This is a genomic window from Nakamurella leprariae, from assembly GCF_016918035.1.
GTDB lineage: Bacteria > Actinomycetota > Actinomycetes > Mycobacteriales > Nakamurellaceae > Nakamurella > Nakamurella leprariae.
This window is the reverse complement of sequence record NZ_JAERWK010000001.1, coordinates 18877-35172: the sequence shown is the minus strand read 5'-3', so window position 1 is coordinate 35172 and position 16296 is coordinate 18877. Positions and strand designations below refer to the sequence as shown.

The following is a 16296-nucleotide window of genomic DNA, read 5'->3' as shown; positions in this document are numbered from 1 at the left end:
ACGGGCGGGCTGTACCAGCTCCCGTTCGACGTCCAACTCCGCCGCCGCCGGCGGCCGACCCTCCGGCTCATCCGATGATGGCTCCACGAACACCAGAGTCCTCGGTCATCACAAGCCTCTGCACCTCGACCAGGCCGGGCCGATCTGGCGAGGTGAGGCTGGTCTGTCTGCGATGGCGGTCGGCTCGCACACCGCCACACATCCAGTCTGGCCCCGTTGTCCGGAAACGACGTGTGTGCTGATCGCAACCTGGTGACGGCCGCAGTGTGTGACGGGGTTTCGAAGAGCGCGGGGCGCTCGAGGTCGGTCACGCGCCCTGCACGCCGTGCCCGACGAGGGCGGCCGGGACCACGATGGAGTCGAACTGTTGCTCGGTGAGGTGGCCGGAGGCCAGTGCTGCCTGCTTGAGCGTCTGGTCGTTGGCCAGGGCGTTCTCGGCGATGTGGGCGGCGTTCTGGTAGCCGATGACCGGGCTGAGCGCGGTGACCAGCATCAGGCTCTCGCCCACGTAGCTCTCGATCTTGGGTCGGTTCAGCTCGGTCCCGGAGACGGAGTACTTCACGAACTTCTCGATACCGTCGCCCAGGATCCGCGCCGAGTGCAGGAAGTTGTTGATGATCACCGGGCGCATGGCGTTGAGCTCGAAGTTGCCCTGGGAGCCGGAGAACGCGATGGCGGCGTCGTCACCCAGCACCTGGATGCTGATCATGACCATGGCCTCGCACTGGGTCGGGTTCACCTTGCCCGGCATGATCGAGCTGCCCGGCTCGTTCTGCGGCAGCAGCAGTTCCGCGAAGCCGTGCCGACGGCGGTGCCACCGGCGGTCAGCTCGAGCAGCCCGCCGCGACTGTGCTCGATCTCCTGGATGCAGGAGCGGATCTGGGCGGGCGTAGCCGGACCACTCCTGGCCGAATGCGAGTCGCCACCCTCCGCAACGATCACTCGATCGAGTGACGAAGTGCGGAGCGGTCTGAGGAGCGGCGCCCACGGTCCACTGGTGGCCGACGGACGGAGTCGCGGAGATTTCCGACCCGCCGGTTCAGGTCAGGTTCGCCTCGTGCAGGAGTTCCTCGATGTAGGTGCCCTTGAGGTGCTTGAGGCCCCACTTCTCGGCCAACGAGGAGAGCCATGGCAGCTCGATCTCGTTGAGGTCCTTGCGGTCGTTGAGGTAGTACACGGTGCGCAAGAGCATCCGCACGTCGAAGGAGGAGGCGAAGACCTCGGGGACGCCACGGTCGACCTCCAGCAGTGTGTAGACGGCCTCCATCGCGGTGCGCACTGAGTACTCGGTGGTGAAGACGGTGTCCCGCTCTGTTTCGGCGAAGTTGCCCAAGAAGGCGAGGTTCTTCGAGCCGTCTGGGACGACCTTCGGCCGGTCACCCAGCGCTCGTGGCATGAAGTACGAGGTGATGTAGGGCATCGAGCATGGGATGGTGCGCGCCGAGTTCGTCGCGATGTCCAGGATCTCCTCCTCGGGCACCCCGAGGTGGTAGAGCCACTCCTGGCACAGCTCCGAACCGGTGCACTCGGTGATCGGCTTGGTGATGTGGTTGCCCGGGCGGTCGGAGAACAGGCCGTACAACCACACGATGACGTCCTGGTCCGGCTGCGCGGCGAAGTGCGGTTGCCGGCTGATGCTGAAGCCGTACAGCCAGTTCGAATCGGTGACGTTCACCGGCCCGCTGGTGACCAGCGAGCCGCTGTGCGGATCCACCTTCGTGATTCGCTCGAGGTAGGGCAGGACGCGATCGTCGGTGAGTGTCACGGTGGCCGAGATGACCCAGTTGGCCTCGGGAATGTTGTCGCAGAACTTTTCTGGACGACCGAAGGCGGGGTGCTGCGCGGCCAGCCGCTTCCACAACTTCCAGCTGCTTCCCAGGTCCCGGCAGATCGGGGCGGGCGTGTCGTTGTCGCCGAACGACGTGCTCTCGGTGATCGACCCGTTCGTGACGAACACCAGATCGTCCTGCGTGAGCTCGAGCGTCTGTTCCTGGCCGTCGACCTGCAGGACCAGCCCAGTGGCGACTGCTGTGCCGTCGATCTGTTGCACGACCACGTCAGTCACCTGGGTCCGGTACTGGATGGTGACCCCGTGGCTCTGCAGGTACCGGGTCAGCGGCAGGATCAACGACTCGTACTGGTTGTACTGCGTGAACTTCAGCGCGCTCATGTCGGACAGGGTGCTGATGTGGTGGACGAACCGCATCAGGTACCGACGCATCTCCATCGCGCTGGCCCACGGTTCGAAGGCGAACATCGTCGCCCAGTAGGTCCAGAAGTTCGAGTCGAAGAACTCCTGGGTGAAGACCTCGTCGATCCGGGTGTCCTGCAGGTCCTGTTCCCGGGTCAAGCAGAGGTGCAGCACCTCCTGGATGGCCTTGCGGCTCAGCAGCAACTGTCCGTCCGTCGGGATCCGCTGCCCGCGCCGGTGGATCAGGCGGGTCTTGGACAGGCTCGGGTCCTGCTTGTTGAGCCAGTAGAACTCGTCGAGCACCGAGATCCCCTCGGTCTGCAAGGAAGGGATCGAACGGAACAGGTCCCACAGCGTCTCGAAGTGCGCTTCCATCTCGCGGCCGCCCCGGATGACGAAACCCTTGTGACGGTCGAAGATGCCGTCCATGCTTCCGCCGGCCACGTCCAGCTCCTCGAAGAAGTGGATCCGCTCTCCCGGCATCTGCGCGTCCCGGACGAGGAAGGCAGCCGCTGCGAGGCCCGCGAGGCCCGAGCCCACGATGTACGCCGACTTGCCGTCCACCCCGGCCGGCTTCTGCGGCCGTGCGAACGCTTCGTAGTTGCCGTTGCTGTGATACACGCGGAACTCCTTCGGCTTGTGCTGGCTCGGTGTCGGACCGACGCTCGGACGGGCGGGCCACACCGGAGCCGCCCGCGTATCCCACCGAGGGTGTTGCTGTCACTGCCAGGCGTCTCAGCGCATCGAGCCGTGCGTCGCCCCCCCTCCCCCGGCACAGTGCCGTTCGGTCTGCGCAAGCGGGAGAACTTCGACCATCCGCCAGTCACCATAACAGTGAGTATTGACGCCAGCACTCTGAGTAATACAGGCTGACAGCGGCATCCGGTGAGACGGAGGAGACATCTGATGAGTGCGCGTCCTACGGCGTTGACCGACCCGCTGCGCAACCGCGGCACTGCCTTCACCCTGGAGCAGCGGGCTCGACTCGGCCTGACCGGTCGTCTCCCCGCTGCCGTGGAGACCCTCGAGGAGCAAGCCGCCCGCAGCTACGCGCAGCTGCGGCGCTACGACACCGATCTGGAGAAGTACGTCTTCCTGGACTCGCTGCACGACCGCAACGAGACTCTTTACTACAAGGTGATCGGCGATCACCTCTCCGAGCTGTTGCCGGTCGTCTACGACCCCACCGTGGGCGAGGCGATCAAGAAGTGGAGCACGGACTACCGCCGCTCCCGTGCGGTGTACCTGTCCATCGATCGGCCGCAGGACATCCGCGCGTCGTTCGAGTCGCTCGACCTGAGTCCTGACGACGTCGACCTGCTGGTGGTGTCCGACGCACAGGAGATCCTGGGCATCGGCGACTGGGGGGTGAACGGCACGGACATCTCGATCGGCAAGCTCGCCGTGTACACCGCCGCAGCGGGGATCGACCCCAAGCGCGTCATCGCGGTGAACCTGGATGTCGGAACGGACAACGAACTGCTGCTCAACGATCCGACCTACCTGGGCAACCGGCATGCCCGGATCACCGGCGAGCGGTACGACCAGCTCATCGACGCCTACCTGACCACCGCCGCCGAACTCTTCCCGAACGCCCTGCTTCACTTCGAGGACTTCGGTCCGGGCAACGCTCGCCGGATCCTGGAGCAGTACCGGGAGAAGTTCCGCATCTTCAACGACGACATGCAGGGCACCGGCGCGATCGTCATGTCCTGCGTGATCTCCGGCCTGAAGGTCACGAAGCAGACCTTCGCCGAGCAGCGCCTGCTGGTCTACGGAGCGGGCACGGCCGGCACCGGCATGGCTGACCAGATCTCAGCGGCGATGGTGCGTTCCGGTCTGACCACCGAGCAGGCCCGCTCCCGGGTGTGGCTCATCGACCGCCACGGGTTGGTCACCGACGACATGTCAGGCCTGCCCGACTACCAGCAGGCCTACGCCAGGCCGGCCGCCGAGGTCGCCGACTGGACACGCACCACCGACGGCAGACTCGACCTGGTCACCACGATCCGGCAGGTGAAGCCGACGATCCTCATCGGCACCTCGACCGACCACAACGCCTTCACCCCGGCGGTGATCGACGCCATGTGTGCCGGGGTGGATCGACCGATCATCCTGCCACTGTCGAACCCGACCGAGCGGATCGAGGCCATGCCGGTCGACATCGTCCCGCAGTCGAAGGGCCGGGCTCTGGTGGCCACCGGCATCCCGGTTCCTCCGGTCCCCTACGACGGCGTCGATCACGTCATTGGACAGGCGAACAACGCACTGCTGTACCCGGGTCTGGGCTTGGGCACCATCGTCTCCGGCGCCACCCACGTCACCGACGGGATGCTGCTCGCGGCCGCCGAAGCGGTGGCTGGTCAGGTCGACCCGACCCCTCTCGGAGCTTCGCTGCTGCCCGACGTGGAGAACCTGCGCGCCTCGTCGGCCACGGTCGCGCTCGCTGTCGCCCGGGCCGCCGCCGCCGACGGCGTCGCCACCCATGCCCACGATGACCTCGTCCAAGCCGTCCAGGACGCCATGTGGCAGCCGGTCTACCCGTCGGACATCGACCCGACCTGAGCCTGTCGAGGTTCGCGTCTCAATCAGGCGCTGCCCTGTCTCAATCAGGCGCTGCCAGATGGTCCGCGTCCTTCCTGTTGACGGTCGTGCTGCCGATCCTCGGCAGGCTGCTCGATTGCGCCGGAGGCGGTGATGGACCCGAGAAGTGCGAGCCGCTCGGCCGTCTCGGTGCCGGGTTGGGCGTGATAGATGACCACCATGATGCCGTCGGTACCGCTGACGGCGAGCTTCTCGCGGTCGAGGCGAAGCAGGCCCACGACCGGATGGTTCAGAGCGACCGCGGCGCCAGTCCGTTCGGCGACGTCGTGTCGGGCCCAGAGCTTGCGGAACTGGGGGCTGGCCAGAGACAACTCGCCCACAAGCTGGATCACGCGGGCTTCTTCAGTGCGCCGTCCGACCGCCCGACGGAACCCGGCGAGCAGGGCCGCAGCGGCGCGCTCCCAATCTTCGAAGAGGTCCTGTTCGGCCTCGTCGAGGAACACGTCTCGCAGCCGATTCGCCCCTGGCACGAGCCGTGGCGAGATGGCGGCAGCGAGAGGGTTCGCGGCGAGGACGTCGAGGTACTTGCCCTCCGCGAACGCGGGGAACGGCAGCTGCTCGATGAGCCTGACCGTGGTGTGCGGAAGCATCTCGCGGCGGCCCTGTGAGCGCCTCGGGCGGGGCTGCTCGGCTGCGAGGCTGAGGAGGTAGGTGTCGTCGTCGAGTTGCAGGACGCGACCGATGGCCTCGAGGACCTGGACCGACGGCCGGCGATCGCGTCCTTGTTCGAGGCGCAGGTAGTACTCAGCGCTGATGCCGGCGAGCATCGCGACCTCTTCACGGCGAAGGCCGGGCACGCGTCTGGTGCCCAGGACGGGAATTCCCACCCGATCGGGGGTGACGAGCTCGCGCCTGGCTCGGAGGTACGCACCGAGCGTGTTCGGCTCGTCGGTCATGCCGATGACTCTAAGAGCCGTTGGGGGCTTCCTGGTGCCCCTGCCGGTACCAGTGTCAGCAGGGCTCTGGATGGGTGCTGACCGACGGGCGACGCTCGTCACCACAGCGCACGCTGCTCGCAGACTTCCTGACGAAGTTGCTCACCTCTGAGAGGGTCTTCATGTCGCACGTTCTCGTCACCGGCGGCTCCGGCTTCATCGCCGGGCATGTCATCGTCCAACTCCTGGGACAGGGACACACGGTGCGCACCACCGTGCGCTCGCTGGCCAAGGAAGACGCCGTTCGCGCCGTGCTGCGCGAAGCCGGTCTGACTCACGATGAGGCGTTGAGCTTCGTCGAGGCCGACCTGGTGAGCGACGCCGGCTGGGCCGAAGCCGTTCGCGCGACGGACTTCGTCATCCATGTCGCCTCACCCATCCACACCGGCAAGGTCAAGGACGAGGACGAGGTCATCGCCCCCGCCCGCGATGGGGCCCTGCGAGTTCTTCGCGCAGCCCGGAACGCCGGGGTGCGACGCCTCGTGCTCACCTCCGCGTTCCACGCCGTTGGGTTCGGCCACGGACACATCGATCATGTCTTCACCGAGGACGACTGGTCCCCGCTCGACGGTCCTGGGGTGGATGTGTACGGGCGCAGCAAGATCCTCGCTGAGCAGGCCGCATGGGACTTCATCGCACAGCCCGGCTCCGAGATGGAACTGACGACGATCCTGCCCGTCGCGGTGATGGGTCCGGTCATGGGCAGCGACATCTCGGGTGCCAACCACATCATCCAGAGCAGCCTCAACGGTGACATGCCAGGCTACCCCAACATGTTCGTGCCGATCGTCGACGTACGCGACGTCGCAGCCGCCCACGTCGCGGCGATGACCGCTCCCGGCGCGGCTGGCCAGCGATTCCTGATCGGCACCGGTGAACCGGCGATCGCGATGAAGGAGATCGGCGCGATCCTCCGAAGCGACCTCGGCACGAAGGCATCGAAGGTCCCGACCCGCTCGATCCCCGACTTCATCGTCAAGGCGACCGCCCTGTTCCGCGACGAGTACAAGTCGGTCGCCGCCGACCTCGGCTACACCAAACGTGTCTCCAACGACAAGGCCCGCACCATCCTCGACCTGACCCCCAGGCCGGCCCGCGAAGCGATCACCGCCGCCGGCCGCAGCATGATCGACCGCGGACTCGCCGGCCGAGTCAGCGCGCGGGGACAGTGTCACAGGCGAACGTGACCGGAACGAGGCAGCGAGGCCCGTCGACCAAGTCCTCACGAAGGCCTTCCACCGTGCCACATCCGACGCACGACTTGGAGAGTGCCGTCAACGCCGGAAGTTTCGATCGCAGCTATCGTTGTGCGGCGTTCGACAGGTCCGCCCACTCGTCCCACGTGTGGATCCGGCTCGCATAGACGTCCTTGATCCGGGGAAGAACCCAGTTGCCGAGAACGAGCCGCAGCGGAGGTTCCTCGGCGTCGACCACGGTCATGATCGCTTGCGCGGTGGCAACGGCATCCCCTGTCGTGGAGGGGTCGAAGGATGAACGGACCGCGCTTCGGACGGCGTCGTACTCCGGCATCGCTGTCGCAACCTTGGTCGCGGAGCGGAAGCCGGTGGTGTAGCTGCCTGGCTCGAGGATGGTCACCTTGATGCCGTGGTGGGCGACCTCGCCGGCGAGCGCTTCGCTCATGGCCTCGACGGCAGATTTCGTTGCCACGTAGGCGCCGCCGGTCGGGAAGCTGGCGATCCCACCGATGCTCGACACGGTCAGGATGCGTCCCGCGCCTTGTGCCCTGAGGAGGGGAAGAACGGCCTGGATGACGGAAAGGGTGCCGAACACGTTCGTGTCGAAGTTCGCCTTCGCTTCCTTGAAGTCCAGTTCCTCGACCGCTCCGGTGTAGCTGTAACCAGCGTTGCTCACCACCACATCGAGTCGACCGAAGTGGGCGTGCGCCTCACCGACAACCCTGAACACGGCGTCACGGTCCGTCACATCCAGTGTCCGGACGAGCGCGGCGGCACCGAAGCGCTCCTGCAGATCGCTCAGCGAGTCGACGCTGCGTGCGGTTGCCGCCACCTTGTCGCCGCGCTCGAGGGCCGCCTCGGCCCACAGCCGACCGAACCCACTCGACGCACCGGTGATGAACCACACCTTGCTGCCCATGCCCTACTCCCCAAGTTGCACTCAGTGCGAATTCTGCCAACGATACACTGGGTGCAAGGATCAGGTGGCAGTGCCGATCGACTGGAACGTGCGGGGAGGCGGCGACGTGGTGAGCGCCACTCGCGAGGACAAGAAGACGGCAACGCGCGCCCGCATCGCCAAGGCGGGACTCGAACTCTTCGTTGAGCGCGGCTACGACGCAACGACCGTCGACGAGATCGCCGAAGCCGCCGGTATCGCGCGCCGCACGTTCTTCTACTACTTCAAGACCAAGGACGAGGTGCTGTTGGCGTGGCACGGGGCAGGAGCGGTCTCCTCGGGGCTGGTATCAGCGATGCTCCGACAATCGACCGAGCAGGCACCGTTCGATGCCGGCAAGGCCTGCATCATCGACTTGGCCGCTCGGTACGAGACCGAGGAATCGAAGGCCATGGACGCGCTGATGCGGTCCTCTGCCTCCCTTCGCGCACGCAAGGACGCCACCGAGGTACAGCTCGAAAGTGACATGGCGGACGCCATGGTCATGATGTGGCCGGACCCGGCACGGCGTGCCGAGCTACGCATGGCCTCGATGATCGCCGTTGGCGTCCTACGACTCTCTCTTGAGGAGTGGCGCGGTGACGACTCCGCGAACACCCTCACAGCAACGCTGGAGCGACACTTCTCCGACCTGGAACGTCACATCCTGCGCACCTGACTGTCCATCGAGGTTCGTGGGCGTCCCCTCGGGCCTGCCCGGGTGGCGCGTGACGCACTGTGACACGGAAGGCGGCCACGTTGGCGTCCGTGCCATTCGCTCCCCCGGTGTCGTGCATGAACTCCTCCAGGACGGCCAGCCCATGCGGTCCCCACTGTGGAGTCAGTGCTCAGCGACACTCAGCTGGCACTCAGCTGGCACTCAGCGCTCCGCTCGGCGGGCATGTCGTCGGGCAACTCCTTCGGCGCGCCCTGGCGATCGGCGTCGACGGTCCAGGTGACCTCTTGGCGCGAGGGACCACTCCGTCAGGGGCTCTGCACTCGCGGCGGATGAGGTCGGACAGCTTCCATGGGATCCGGGCCGACACGCTCGTGATGCGCGCTGTGGCTCAGGAATCTCTTGCGATGCGGCGGCTCGTCCGCCCCGACGATCCGGCCGCGACTGACGGGGCTGGAAGCCCAGGAGCCGCATGACTGTGGGCGCCTCGGTCGAGATCTCCTCGCACATGCACTGTGCTCGAGCGCCGCCGTCCAGGACCACCGGTCGGTCAACGTCTCCAGCTGAGTTGCCGATCCAGTGCAGTGCAGTGCAGTGCAGTGGTCATCTCGAACTCGTTCTCGACACACTGGGGACGCGACCGAGCAGGACGAGTGATCGTCGTATCACCGGGTCGACCGAGCAGCGATGTCAGCACCGGGCCGGTGAGGACGCCTGCGCCCAGAACCGCTTCGGGATCCGGCCCGCACGCCGGGCGTGGAAGCCCGCCTCGACCGCCGCGGCCATGGCCTGCGCCATGCGCACCGGGTCGTCGGCCCGGGTCACCGCGGTGGCCAGCAGGACCGCATCGCAGCCGAGCTCCATGGCCAGCGCGGCGTCGCTGGCCGTGCCGATACCGGCATCGCAGATCACCGGGACACCGGCCCCGGCCACGATCATCTCCAACGCGTGCGGGTTGGAGACGCCCAACCCAGACCCGATCGGCGCGCCCAGCGGCATGACGGCCACGCAGCCGACATCCTCCAGTCGGCGCGCCAGGATCGGATCGTCGGTGGTGTACGGCAGCACCACGAACCCATCGTCGACCAGGCGCTGCGCGGCCCGCAGCAGTTCCACCGCGTCGGGCAGCAGGGTGTGGTCGTCGGCCACCACCTCGAGCTTGATCCAGTCGGTGTGCAGCGCCTCGCGGGCCAGCTGGGCCGTGAGCACCGCCTCGGCGGCCGTGTGACACCCGGCCGTGTTCGGCAACACCGAGATGGCGTGCCGCCGCAGCACTTCCAGCACGCCCGATCCACCAGCGGGATCGACGCGGCGCATGGCCACCGTGGTCAGCTCGGTGCCGGACGCCAGCAGCGCCGCCTCCAGCACCGCCTGGTTGGGGGCGCCGCCGGTGCCCATGATCAGGCGCGAGTGCAACGTCCGCCCGGCGATCACCAGATCCTCGGTCGAGGGTCCGGCGGCCACCGCAGCCACGGTGTCGGTCATGTTGGTCCTTCCTGGGCACGGGCACTGTGTCGGGTCGGGAATGGACGGCGGCTCCGCGGTGGTCAGCCGCCGGGAACGGCGGACAGCACTTCGACCTCGGCGCCGTCGACGACCTCGCTGGCCCATCGTGCGCGAGGCACCACGGCGGCGTCGATCGCGACGGCCACGCCCTCGGTCGGCAGGTCGAGCACCGCCAGCAGGCCTGCCACGGTGATGCCCCGGTCGAGCTGGTGTCGCTCGCCGTTGACGGTCACGGTGATCATGCGAACCTCCCGGGTGCGGCCGCCGCCACCTCGGCCAGCGGGGACCGGTGGAGGTCCGCCAGGACGGCGTCCGCGGTGAGCGGTGCGAGCAGGATGCCGTTGCGGCCGTGACCGGTGGCCAGGACCACCCGGTCGTCGAGCCGGCCGATGAACGGGACGCCGTCCGGGCTCATGGGCCGCAGACCGGCGGCATGTTCGGCGAACTCGAACTCGGCCAGGCCAGGCAGCACGGCGGTGGCGTCGGCGAGCAGGTCCCGGACACCGCCGACTGTGACCGTGGTGTCGGCCCCGACCTCGTGCTGGGTGGCGCCAACCACCAGGCCGTCCGACCTCGGTACCAGATAGACCGACCGGCCATGGACCAGGGCCCGGACGGTGTGACGCGGCCCAGGCACCGCGCCGGGACGTGCTCGCAGCCTGAGAATCTCGCCCTTGACCGGGCGGATCGGTAGTGCGCCGGTGGACCGGAGAGGGCCGGTCAGGGTTGGACTGCCGGTGCCGGCGGCGATCACCACCTGATCGGCGCCGCGGACGCCGTCGTCGTCGAGGTCGGACACGGCCCGCTCGACCGTCCTCACACCAGCCCGATCCGCGGCCGCCCGCAACGCGGCCAGCAGCGCCCGGTTGTCCACCGATCGGTCCTGCGGGACGGACACCCCAGATCGCAGAGCTGGGGCGAGACCCGGTTCCAGCACTCGGAGCTCGTCGTCATCGAGCTGGGTCACGAGCCGGCCCCGACCCGCCAGGTACGCGACCGTGCGAGCCAGTTCGGCGCGGTCCCCGGCGTTCCATCCGACGACGATCGTGCCCTCGGCGCTGAGCCCGCAGGGCCGGCCGGCCGCGGCCGTGAGCTGCTCGGCGAACGCCGGCCACCGCCGCAGCGACTCGCTGCCCAGCTCGAGCAGTGCATCCTCGCCCGGATGTCCTTCCGTCAGGGGCGCCAGCATGCCGCCCGCGACCCAGGACGATCCGCGGCCGGGACGCGGATCGAACACGGTGACGGACCACCCTGCGACCGCCGCCCGCCAGGCCACCGACCACCCGATGACGCCGCCTCCCACGACGGCCAGCTGCCCGTTCCCCGGTCCGCCCGTCGGTGGGTCGGTCGGCGGTGGGCTGGTCGGCCCGGATGGATGGTGCGACACGACGCTGGAGCCCCTTCCTTCGCCGGCATGACCCGGATCAGGTTCGACGGTCGGGGCCGAATGCCCCCTCTCAGTCCCGCCGCTCCGGGACTCCCGTGGTTCGGCGTCACTTTACCCATCGCTGCGCGGGTCCGACAGGCCTGTCGACATCGGGTGCCGGCGAGCCGGTCTGGGGTAGCGTGCTGCCGCATGTCCATCACGAGCCGATCGTCCGACGATCTCCTGGAGCCGCGCGCGGCCGGTGCGGACACGACGGGCCGCCGGGCGCGGCTGGCTGCAGCCCGGCTGTACCTGTGCACCGATGCGCGCCGTGAGCGCGGCGACCTGGCCGATTTCGTGGACGCCGCCCTCGCCGGTGGCGTGGACGTCATCCAGTTGCGTGACAAGGGCTCTCGGGGTGAGGCCCGGTTCGGTCCGCTCGAGGCAAGACAAGAACTGGCGACGTTGGCCGTGCTCGGGAACGCCGCCCGGCGGCACGGATCCCTGCTGGCGGTCAACGACCGCGCCGATCTGGCGCTCGCGGCGGGGGCGGACGTCCTGCACCTCGGGCAGGACGATCTACCGGTGCCTCTGGCCCGCCGCGTCGTCGGACCCGACGTGCTCATCGGCCGCTCCACCCACGACGCCGACCAGGCCGACGCGGCCGCCGCCGAGCCCGGCGTGGACTACTTCTGCACCGGTCCCTGTTGGCCCACGCCGACCAAACCGGGCCGGCCGGCACCGGGCCTGGACCTGGTGCGCAGCACCGCGGCCCGGCGGCCGGACCGGCCGTGGTTCGCCATCGGCGGCATCGACGCCGACCGGGTCGCGACGGTCCGGGACGCCGGCGCGACCCGCATCGTCGTCGTCCGGGCGATCACCGAGGCCGACGACCCGACGGCAGCGGCCCGCGGGCTGCGCGCCGCCCTGCTCGACTGAACTGACGTGTTCGTCGTTCGAGGCATGGCAGTCACGGTCCACACCGGCCCGGTACGGCAACGGGGGTCAGACTCCCTCAACGGCAGGGCGATCAGCACTTTGGGTACAGCACGGACTGCCTCGCCGGGCTCTTGGTACCGCCGCCGAACAGGTCGCCGACTGCCATTGATACCGAGGACGGCTCGACGAGCGCTGTACGTCCGACCGCCATCCGTGGACGTGCAGCGGCTTCCCGGCCATCGCGAGCATCGTCTCGTACTGCGACGGGTGCCAGTGGATCAGGGCTGTGGATCCTCGACCCACCTGGCGTATCTTGCTCCCGCAACTCTGGCGCTGTCGGGAACCTCACTCGGGCCTGCGAAGCGCAGAGCTGGTCGTGGTGCACCGTCATCCGCGCTCGCCGGCTCGGGCGTGGGCTGGCGAAGCCGAGTCGGCAGGCCAATCAGGCCGCCAGTTGGCTCCAGCAAGCTGCGGCACCGCCCGAGGACCGACACGACCGACCATCGCTGCGCGTCCGCAGCGGAACGCCCGCCCGCTTGGCCGCCACCGTCAACGGCACCCCATCGAACACGTGCGGGCCCAGCACCAGCGCACGATGCGCCACTCACCGTCGGGAGTGACAACTCAACGGGATCTAGATCGTGGCCGGAACCAGTGGCGGGTGGAGCTGGTCAAGCTCGAGGAGTTCATCGAGGAGGCCTACCGGCGCACGGCCGTGAACCTGTCGTCGCTGCCGACAACGCCCCGAGGACGTACAGCCAGCGGCATCCTGCCATCCCGATACAGGGTGGCATGTATTCAGCCGTCGCTGTACCGTTTCGTCGTGCAGACGATGACCCATGGTTCGGTGCTCGCCCGTTTCGGGCACGCACTGTCCGACCCGACCCGCACCGAGATCCTGCTGTCGCTGATGCAGGCTCCCGGCTACCCGGCCGAGCTGGCGGACCGGCTTGCCGTCTCTCGGCAGTCCCTGTCCAACCACCTGGCCTGTCTGCGTGGGTGCGGCCTGGTCGTGGCCGTCCCGGAAGGCCGGCGGGTCCGGTACGAGCTGGCCGACGCCCGGTTGAGGCATGCCCTGGCTGACCTGATGGCCGTGGTGCTGGCGGTCGACCCCGAGCACTGCGCCGCCGCCGGCCAGTCAGGCTGCTGCTGATGCCCACCGACCTCACCCTCACGAAGGGGCCGTCGGCGGACGGAGCCGGCGCGCAACGGCAGCAGGTGCTGCAGCGGCGGGTCCGTTGGTTCGTGGCCGCCACGATCGCCTACAACCTCATCGAGGCGGTGGTCGCGATCACCGCCGGGACGATCGCGTCGTCGGCTGCGCTGGTCGGGTTCGGTCTGGACTCGATCATCGAGGTGACGTCGGCGGCCGCGGTGGCGTGGCAGTTCGCGGGCCGGGATCCGGAGCAGCGGGAACGGATGGCGCTGCGGATCATCGCCTGGTCGTTCTTCGCGCTCGCGGCGTACGTGTCCATCGATGCCGTCCGGACGCTGTTCGGGGCGGCCGAGGCGCAGCACTCCACGGTCGGGCTGGTCCTGGCCGGTGCCAGTCTGATGATCATGCCGGTGTTGTCCTGGGCGCAGCGGCGCACCGGTCACGAGCTGGGCTCCCGCTCGGCGGTCGCCGACTCCAAGCAGACGCTGTTGTGCACCTACCTCTCCGCAGTGCTGCTCGTCGGCCTGGCCGTGAACAGCCTGTTCGGCTGGTCCTGGGCGGATCCGATCGCGGCGCTGGTCATCGCGGCCGTCGCGGTCAAGGAAGGCCGGGATGCATGGCGGGGCGATGCGTGCTGCGCCCCCGGAGCCGACCTGCACCACCATGACGGCGACGTCTCTCCGCCGGGTTCCAGTGGTGGTTGCGACGGAACCTGCAGCTGCTGCGCCCGGACGACGCAGGCGGTGTCCCTTGATCCGGTCCCACTGCGCCGCGGGCGATCGGCGGTCGAAGACCCCGATGGCCCTGCGGACGGCCGCGGTCGGTCGGCTCGGTAGTCCAGTACCGGCCAGCAGCACACCCAGGGTGGTGCTGGCGATCAGCTGGTGGGCGTCCCGAGTCGCAGGGTGCGCAGCTCGCCGTACAGGACGGCGAGCTGCGCTCGCCGGTCGGCGCTCTCGGTGGTCAGCGTCCGGTTCCGGGCGCTCGCCAGCGACAGCCGATGCAGCGCATCCCGTTCAGTGGCTCACTCCCCGGTCGGCGCCGCCGGCGGTGATGGTGGCGGTGGTGATGGTGGTGCCGGTGAGCGGGGCTGGTCGACCAGCGAACAACAGCTCCTGAGAACACCACCAGTGCACACACTTCCGGCTGGCCACGGAACCAGCGGCGGCGAACTCGCCGGTGATGAACCGGTAGCCGAACTCGCGGTCGTCGTGATGGATGTCGATCGCGGCGTTGATCAGGTGCGCGTCGCCCCAGTTCGCGTTGGCTGACCGGGTCGGCCTGCCACCGGGAGAACTCCTGCTCGGAGCAGCCGAGCACCCGGCAGGTCACCGCGACCGGGATCCCGATCAGCGGCCAGGTCTTGAACCAGCGGGTACATCCTCTCGGGAGGACATCCCGAGCGTCAGAGGCGGATCCTTCCAGCAAGGCCTGAAGCCTCACACTCAAGGAGTCAACCGAAAGTCTGGGCAGTCCGAGGTGCCCAAGAAGCGGGTCAGGCTCCCCTTTTCTGGTGGCTGCCACGGCGAACGGCCGAGCTCGGGTCACGCGGTGTGCGAGTCAGTCGGTCGCGGCCATCCTGGCGATCCGCCGGTCACGTGCACGGCGGAGATGATTCATGGCGGCTGTCCGGGCGGCCTCTGCGTCTCTGGCATCGATGGCGTCGACGATGAGTTGGTGGTCGACCGAGTTCAGTCGGGCGTCCTTCGCGGTCAGCTCCTCGTGGTGCGGCACCATCGAGGCCATCGCGTGCAGTCGATCGGTCTCGTCCACCAGGGTCGGGTTGTGCCAGCAGCGCTTGAGCACCTGGTGGAACTGACGGTGGGTGTCCTTGAGGTTTGCGGCCGTGTCGGCGACCTCGGCCGCGGCGTGGGCCGCGTGCAGTCGCGCGAGGTCGACGGAGGTGCGCCGCTCGGCGGCAGTGGCCGCACCCCAGCCTTCGAGCACGATGCGGGCGTCGTAGATGTCGACGATCTCGTCCACCGTGCGGATGCGGACCTCGAACCCGCGGCCGCGACGCTGCAGCAGGCCGTCCTGGGTCAGCCGGACGAGCGCCTCCCGAGCCGGCGTGCGAGAGATCTCCAGTTCGGCGGCGATCGCGGTCTCCAACAGCACGCTTCCCGGCCGATGGCGCCCGGCCAGCAACGCTGCCCGCAGCTCCGCGTAGGTGCGGTCACCGATGCTGGGGGCGGCCCCCTCGAGCCCGGGCGAGCTGGTTCGGTCCACCACCGGGGACTCGGTCACCGCATCACGTTCTTCCTCTTGTGTGCCGTCCCGACCACTCTAGGTGTCCCGCCACGACCCTGCTATCGTATGCACCAGAGTTTGGATGTGTTGGTTCGGATGCTAACGTATCCACTGGCGCGAAGCGTGAGGCGAGCGAGGATCGCTGGCCGCGCCTGCATGACATTCTGCTGTTCGCAATACGTTTCATGTGTCGATACTCGACGGAGCTTGCCCCGCCGCCTGTGTCGAGGACCAGTGATAGGACTCGCAGTCGCCCGGATTGACCGGGTGGCGACCACGGCCCTAGCATCGAGATCGGTCAAGAGTTCCAGCGACAAGCACCGGCTTGCTGGACGGCAACCCTTCACTGCGATGGGGTGCCCCGGAACGAGACCCGGCGTCGCGCCCGCGACGCAAGCGCTGACGAAAGGCACGACGCGATGACTCACGAGCCCAGAGGCCTGCTGACCTCTCGACGACGTGTGGTCGACCTCCTGCAGACGGCCAGCAGTCTCTGTTGCCAGCACCGTTGGTGATCCGCCGCAGCTGAGCCGATCCACGCCG

Annotated in this window: 13 protein-coding genes, 2 pseudogenes and 2 riboswitches; of the genes and pseudogenes, 6 read left to right on the top strand and 9 right to left on the bottom strand. The window is 68.4% G+C overall.

What is annotated here, in order from left to right; translation table 11 throughout:
- Window positions 1–307: 307 nt before the first annotated feature.
- Together JL106_RS00165 and JL106_RS00160 are read right to left on the bottom strand one after the other, a co-directional pair.
- Window positions 308–826 (bottom strand): annotated as a pseudogene (locus JL106_RS00165) (lyase family protein); the annotation flags it as partial.
- Window positions 827–1039: 213 nt separating this feature from the next.
- Window positions 1040–2812 carry an oleate hydratase gene (locus JL106_RS00160; RefSeq protein WP_205258647.1) on the bottom strand — a complete coding sequence of 591 codons (1773 nt, stop codon included), beginning with the start codon at window positions 2810–2812 and terminating at the stop codon, window positions 1040–1042.
- Window positions 2813–3097: 285 nt separating this feature from the next.
- Here JL106_RS00160 and JL106_RS00155 point away from each other — a divergent pair, with 285 nt between their 5' ends.
- Complete coding sequence (locus JL106_RS00155; protein WP_205258646.1) at window positions 3098–4756, top strand: NAD-dependent malic enzyme; 1659 nt, start codon at window positions 3098–3100, stop codon at window positions 4754–4756.
- Window positions 4757–4800: 44 nt separating this feature from the next.
- On the opposite strand, the gene JL106_RS00150 is transcribed toward JL106_RS00155, so the two are convergent.
- Window positions 4801–5691 carry a helix-turn-helix domain-containing protein gene (locus JL106_RS00150; RefSeq protein ID WP_205258645.1) on the bottom strand — a complete coding sequence of 297 codons (891 nt, stop codon included), beginning with the start codon at window positions 5689–5691 and terminating at the stop codon, window positions 4801–4803.
- Window positions 5692–5852: 161 nt separating this feature from the next.
- On the opposite strand from JL106_RS00150, the gene JL106_RS00145 reads away from it, so the two are divergent.
- Entirely contained in the window at window positions 5853–6917 is a 1065-nt protein-coding gene (locus tag JL106_RS00145; protein WP_407940059.1) for an NAD-dependent epimerase/dehydratase family protein, read from the top strand.
- A 112-nt stretch (window positions 6918–7029) separates the two neighbouring features.
- Here the strand turns inward: JL106_RS00145 and JL106_RS00140 are convergent, their stop codons facing one another.
- Window positions 7030–7845 carry an SDR family NAD(P)-dependent oxidoreductase gene (locus tag JL106_RS00140; protein WP_205258643.1) on the bottom strand — a complete coding sequence of 272 codons (816 nt, stop codon included), beginning with the start codon at window positions 7843–7845 and terminating at the stop codon, window positions 7030–7032.
- Window positions 7846–7915: 70 nt separating this feature from the next.
- Between JL106_RS00140 and JL106_RS00135 the strand changes: the two genes are divergently transcribed.
- On the top strand, window positions 7916–8542 hold the full coding sequence (locus tag JL106_RS00135; protein ID WP_328840822.1) for a TetR/AcrR family transcriptional regulator: 627 nt from the start codon (window positions 7916–7918) through the stop codon (window positions 8540–8542).
- Window positions 8543–9229: 687 nt separating this feature from the next.
- Here JL106_RS00135 and thiG read toward each other — a convergent pair.
- The 3 genes from thiG to thiO all read right to left on the bottom strand — a co-directional run bounded on the left by thiG (window position 9230) and on the right by thiO (window position 11357).
- Window positions 9230–10024 (bottom strand): thiazole synthase, encoded by a 795-nt coding sequence (thiG, locus tag JL106_RS00130; protein WP_205258642.1) that lies wholly within the window; start codon window positions 10022–10024, stop codon window positions 9230–9232.
- Window positions 10025–10086: 62 nt separating this feature from the next.
- Window positions 10087–10287, bottom strand: a complete 201-nt coding sequence (thiS, locus tag JL106_RS00125) for a sulfur carrier protein ThiS (protein ID WP_205258641.1) — start codon at window positions 10285–10287, stop codon at window positions 10087–10089.
- The gene (thiO, locus tag JL106_RS00120; protein ID WP_236006412.1) at window positions 10284–11357 is read right to left on the bottom strand and encodes a glycine oxidase ThiO; all 1074 of its coding nucleotides are present in this window, start codon (window positions 11355–11357) and stop codon (window positions 10284–10286) included. Before thiO ends, thiS begins: the two co-directional genes overlap by 4 nt.
- Window positions 11358–11429: 72 nt before the next feature.
- A riboswitch (TPP riboswitch) is annotated at window positions 11430–11539 on the bottom strand.
- Window positions 11540–11621: 82 nt separating this feature from the next.
- Between thiO and thiE the strand changes: the two genes are divergently transcribed.
- From thiE to JL106_RS00105, 3 genes are all read left to right on the top strand, one after another.
- The gene (gene thiE / locus JL106_RS00115; RefSeq protein ID WP_205258639.1) at window positions 11622–12350 is read left to right on the top strand and encodes a thiamine phosphate synthase; all 729 of its coding nucleotides are present in this window, start codon (window positions 11622–11624) and stop codon (window positions 12348–12350) included.
- An 832-nt stretch (window positions 12351–13182) separates the two neighbouring features.
- Window positions 13183–13503, top strand: coding sequence for an ArsR/SmtB family transcription factor (locus JL106_RS00110; protein ID WP_205258811.1), 321 nt, complete (start codon window positions 13183–13185; stop codon window positions 13501–13503).
- Window positions 13503–14342, top strand: coding sequence for a cation transporter (locus tag JL106_RS00105; protein ID WP_205258638.1), 840 nt, complete (start codon window positions 13503–13505; stop codon window positions 14340–14342). The genes JL106_RS00110 and JL106_RS00105 overlap by 1 nt, the downstream gene beginning before the upstream one ends.
- A 264-nt stretch (window positions 14343–14606) precedes the next feature.
- On the opposite strand, the pseudogene JL106_RS00100 reads toward JL106_RS00105, so the two are convergent.
- A pseudogene (locus tag JL106_RS00100) lies at window positions 14607–14896 on the bottom strand (IS3 family transposase); the annotation flags it as partial.
- A 170-nt stretch (window positions 14897–15066) separates the two neighbouring features.
- Window positions 15067–15750: a GntR family transcriptional regulator gene (locus tag JL106_RS00095; protein WP_205258637.1), complete on the bottom strand. Its 684-nt coding sequence runs from the start codon at window positions 15748–15750 to the stop codon at window positions 15067–15069.
- Between the two features lie 299 nt (window positions 15751–16049).
- Window positions 16050–16158, top strand: a riboswitch (SAM riboswitch).
- The last annotated feature ends 138 nt before the right edge of the window (window positions 16159–16296 follow it).

What these genes read in the sequence shown, in the direction of transcription:
- JL106_RS00140 (WP_205258643.1), bottom strand. Translation starts at nt 7,845, where the DNA reads ATGGGCAGCAAGGTGTGGTTCATCACCGGTGCGTCGAGTGGGTTCGGT.
- thiE (WP_205258639.1), top strand. Translation starts at nt 11,622, where the DNA reads ATGTCCATCACGAGCCGATCGTCCGACGATCTCCTGGAGCCGCGCGCG.
- JL106_RS00155 (WP_205258646.1), top strand. Translation starts at nt 3,098, where the DNA reads ATGAGTGCGCGTCCTACGGCGTTGACCGACCCGCTGCGCAACCGCGGC.
- JL106_RS00150 (WP_205258645.1), bottom strand. Translation starts at nt 5,691, where the DNA reads ATGACCGACGAGCCGAACACGCTCGGTGCGTACCTCCGAGCCAGGCGC.
- thiS (WP_205258641.1), bottom strand. Translation starts at nt 10,287, where the DNA reads ATGATCACCGTGACCGTCAACGGCGAGCGACACCAGCTCGACCGGGGC.
- thiG (WP_205258642.1), bottom strand. Translation starts at nt 10,024, where the DNA reads ATGACCGACACCGTGGCTGCGGTGGCCGCCGGACCCTCGACCGAGGAT.
- JL106_RS00145 (WP_407940059.1), top strand. Translation starts at nt 5,853, where the DNA reads ATGTCGCACGTTCTCGTCACCGGCGGCTCCGGCTTCATCGCCGGGCAT.
- JL106_RS00110 (WP_205258811.1), top strand. Translation starts at nt 13,183, where the DNA reads ATGACCCATGGTTCGGTGCTCGCCCGTTTCGGGCACGCACTGTCCGAC.
- JL106_RS00105 (WP_205258638.1), top strand. Translation starts at nt 13,503, where the DNA reads ATGCCCACCGACCTCACCCTCACGAAGGGGCCGTCGGCGGACGGAGCC.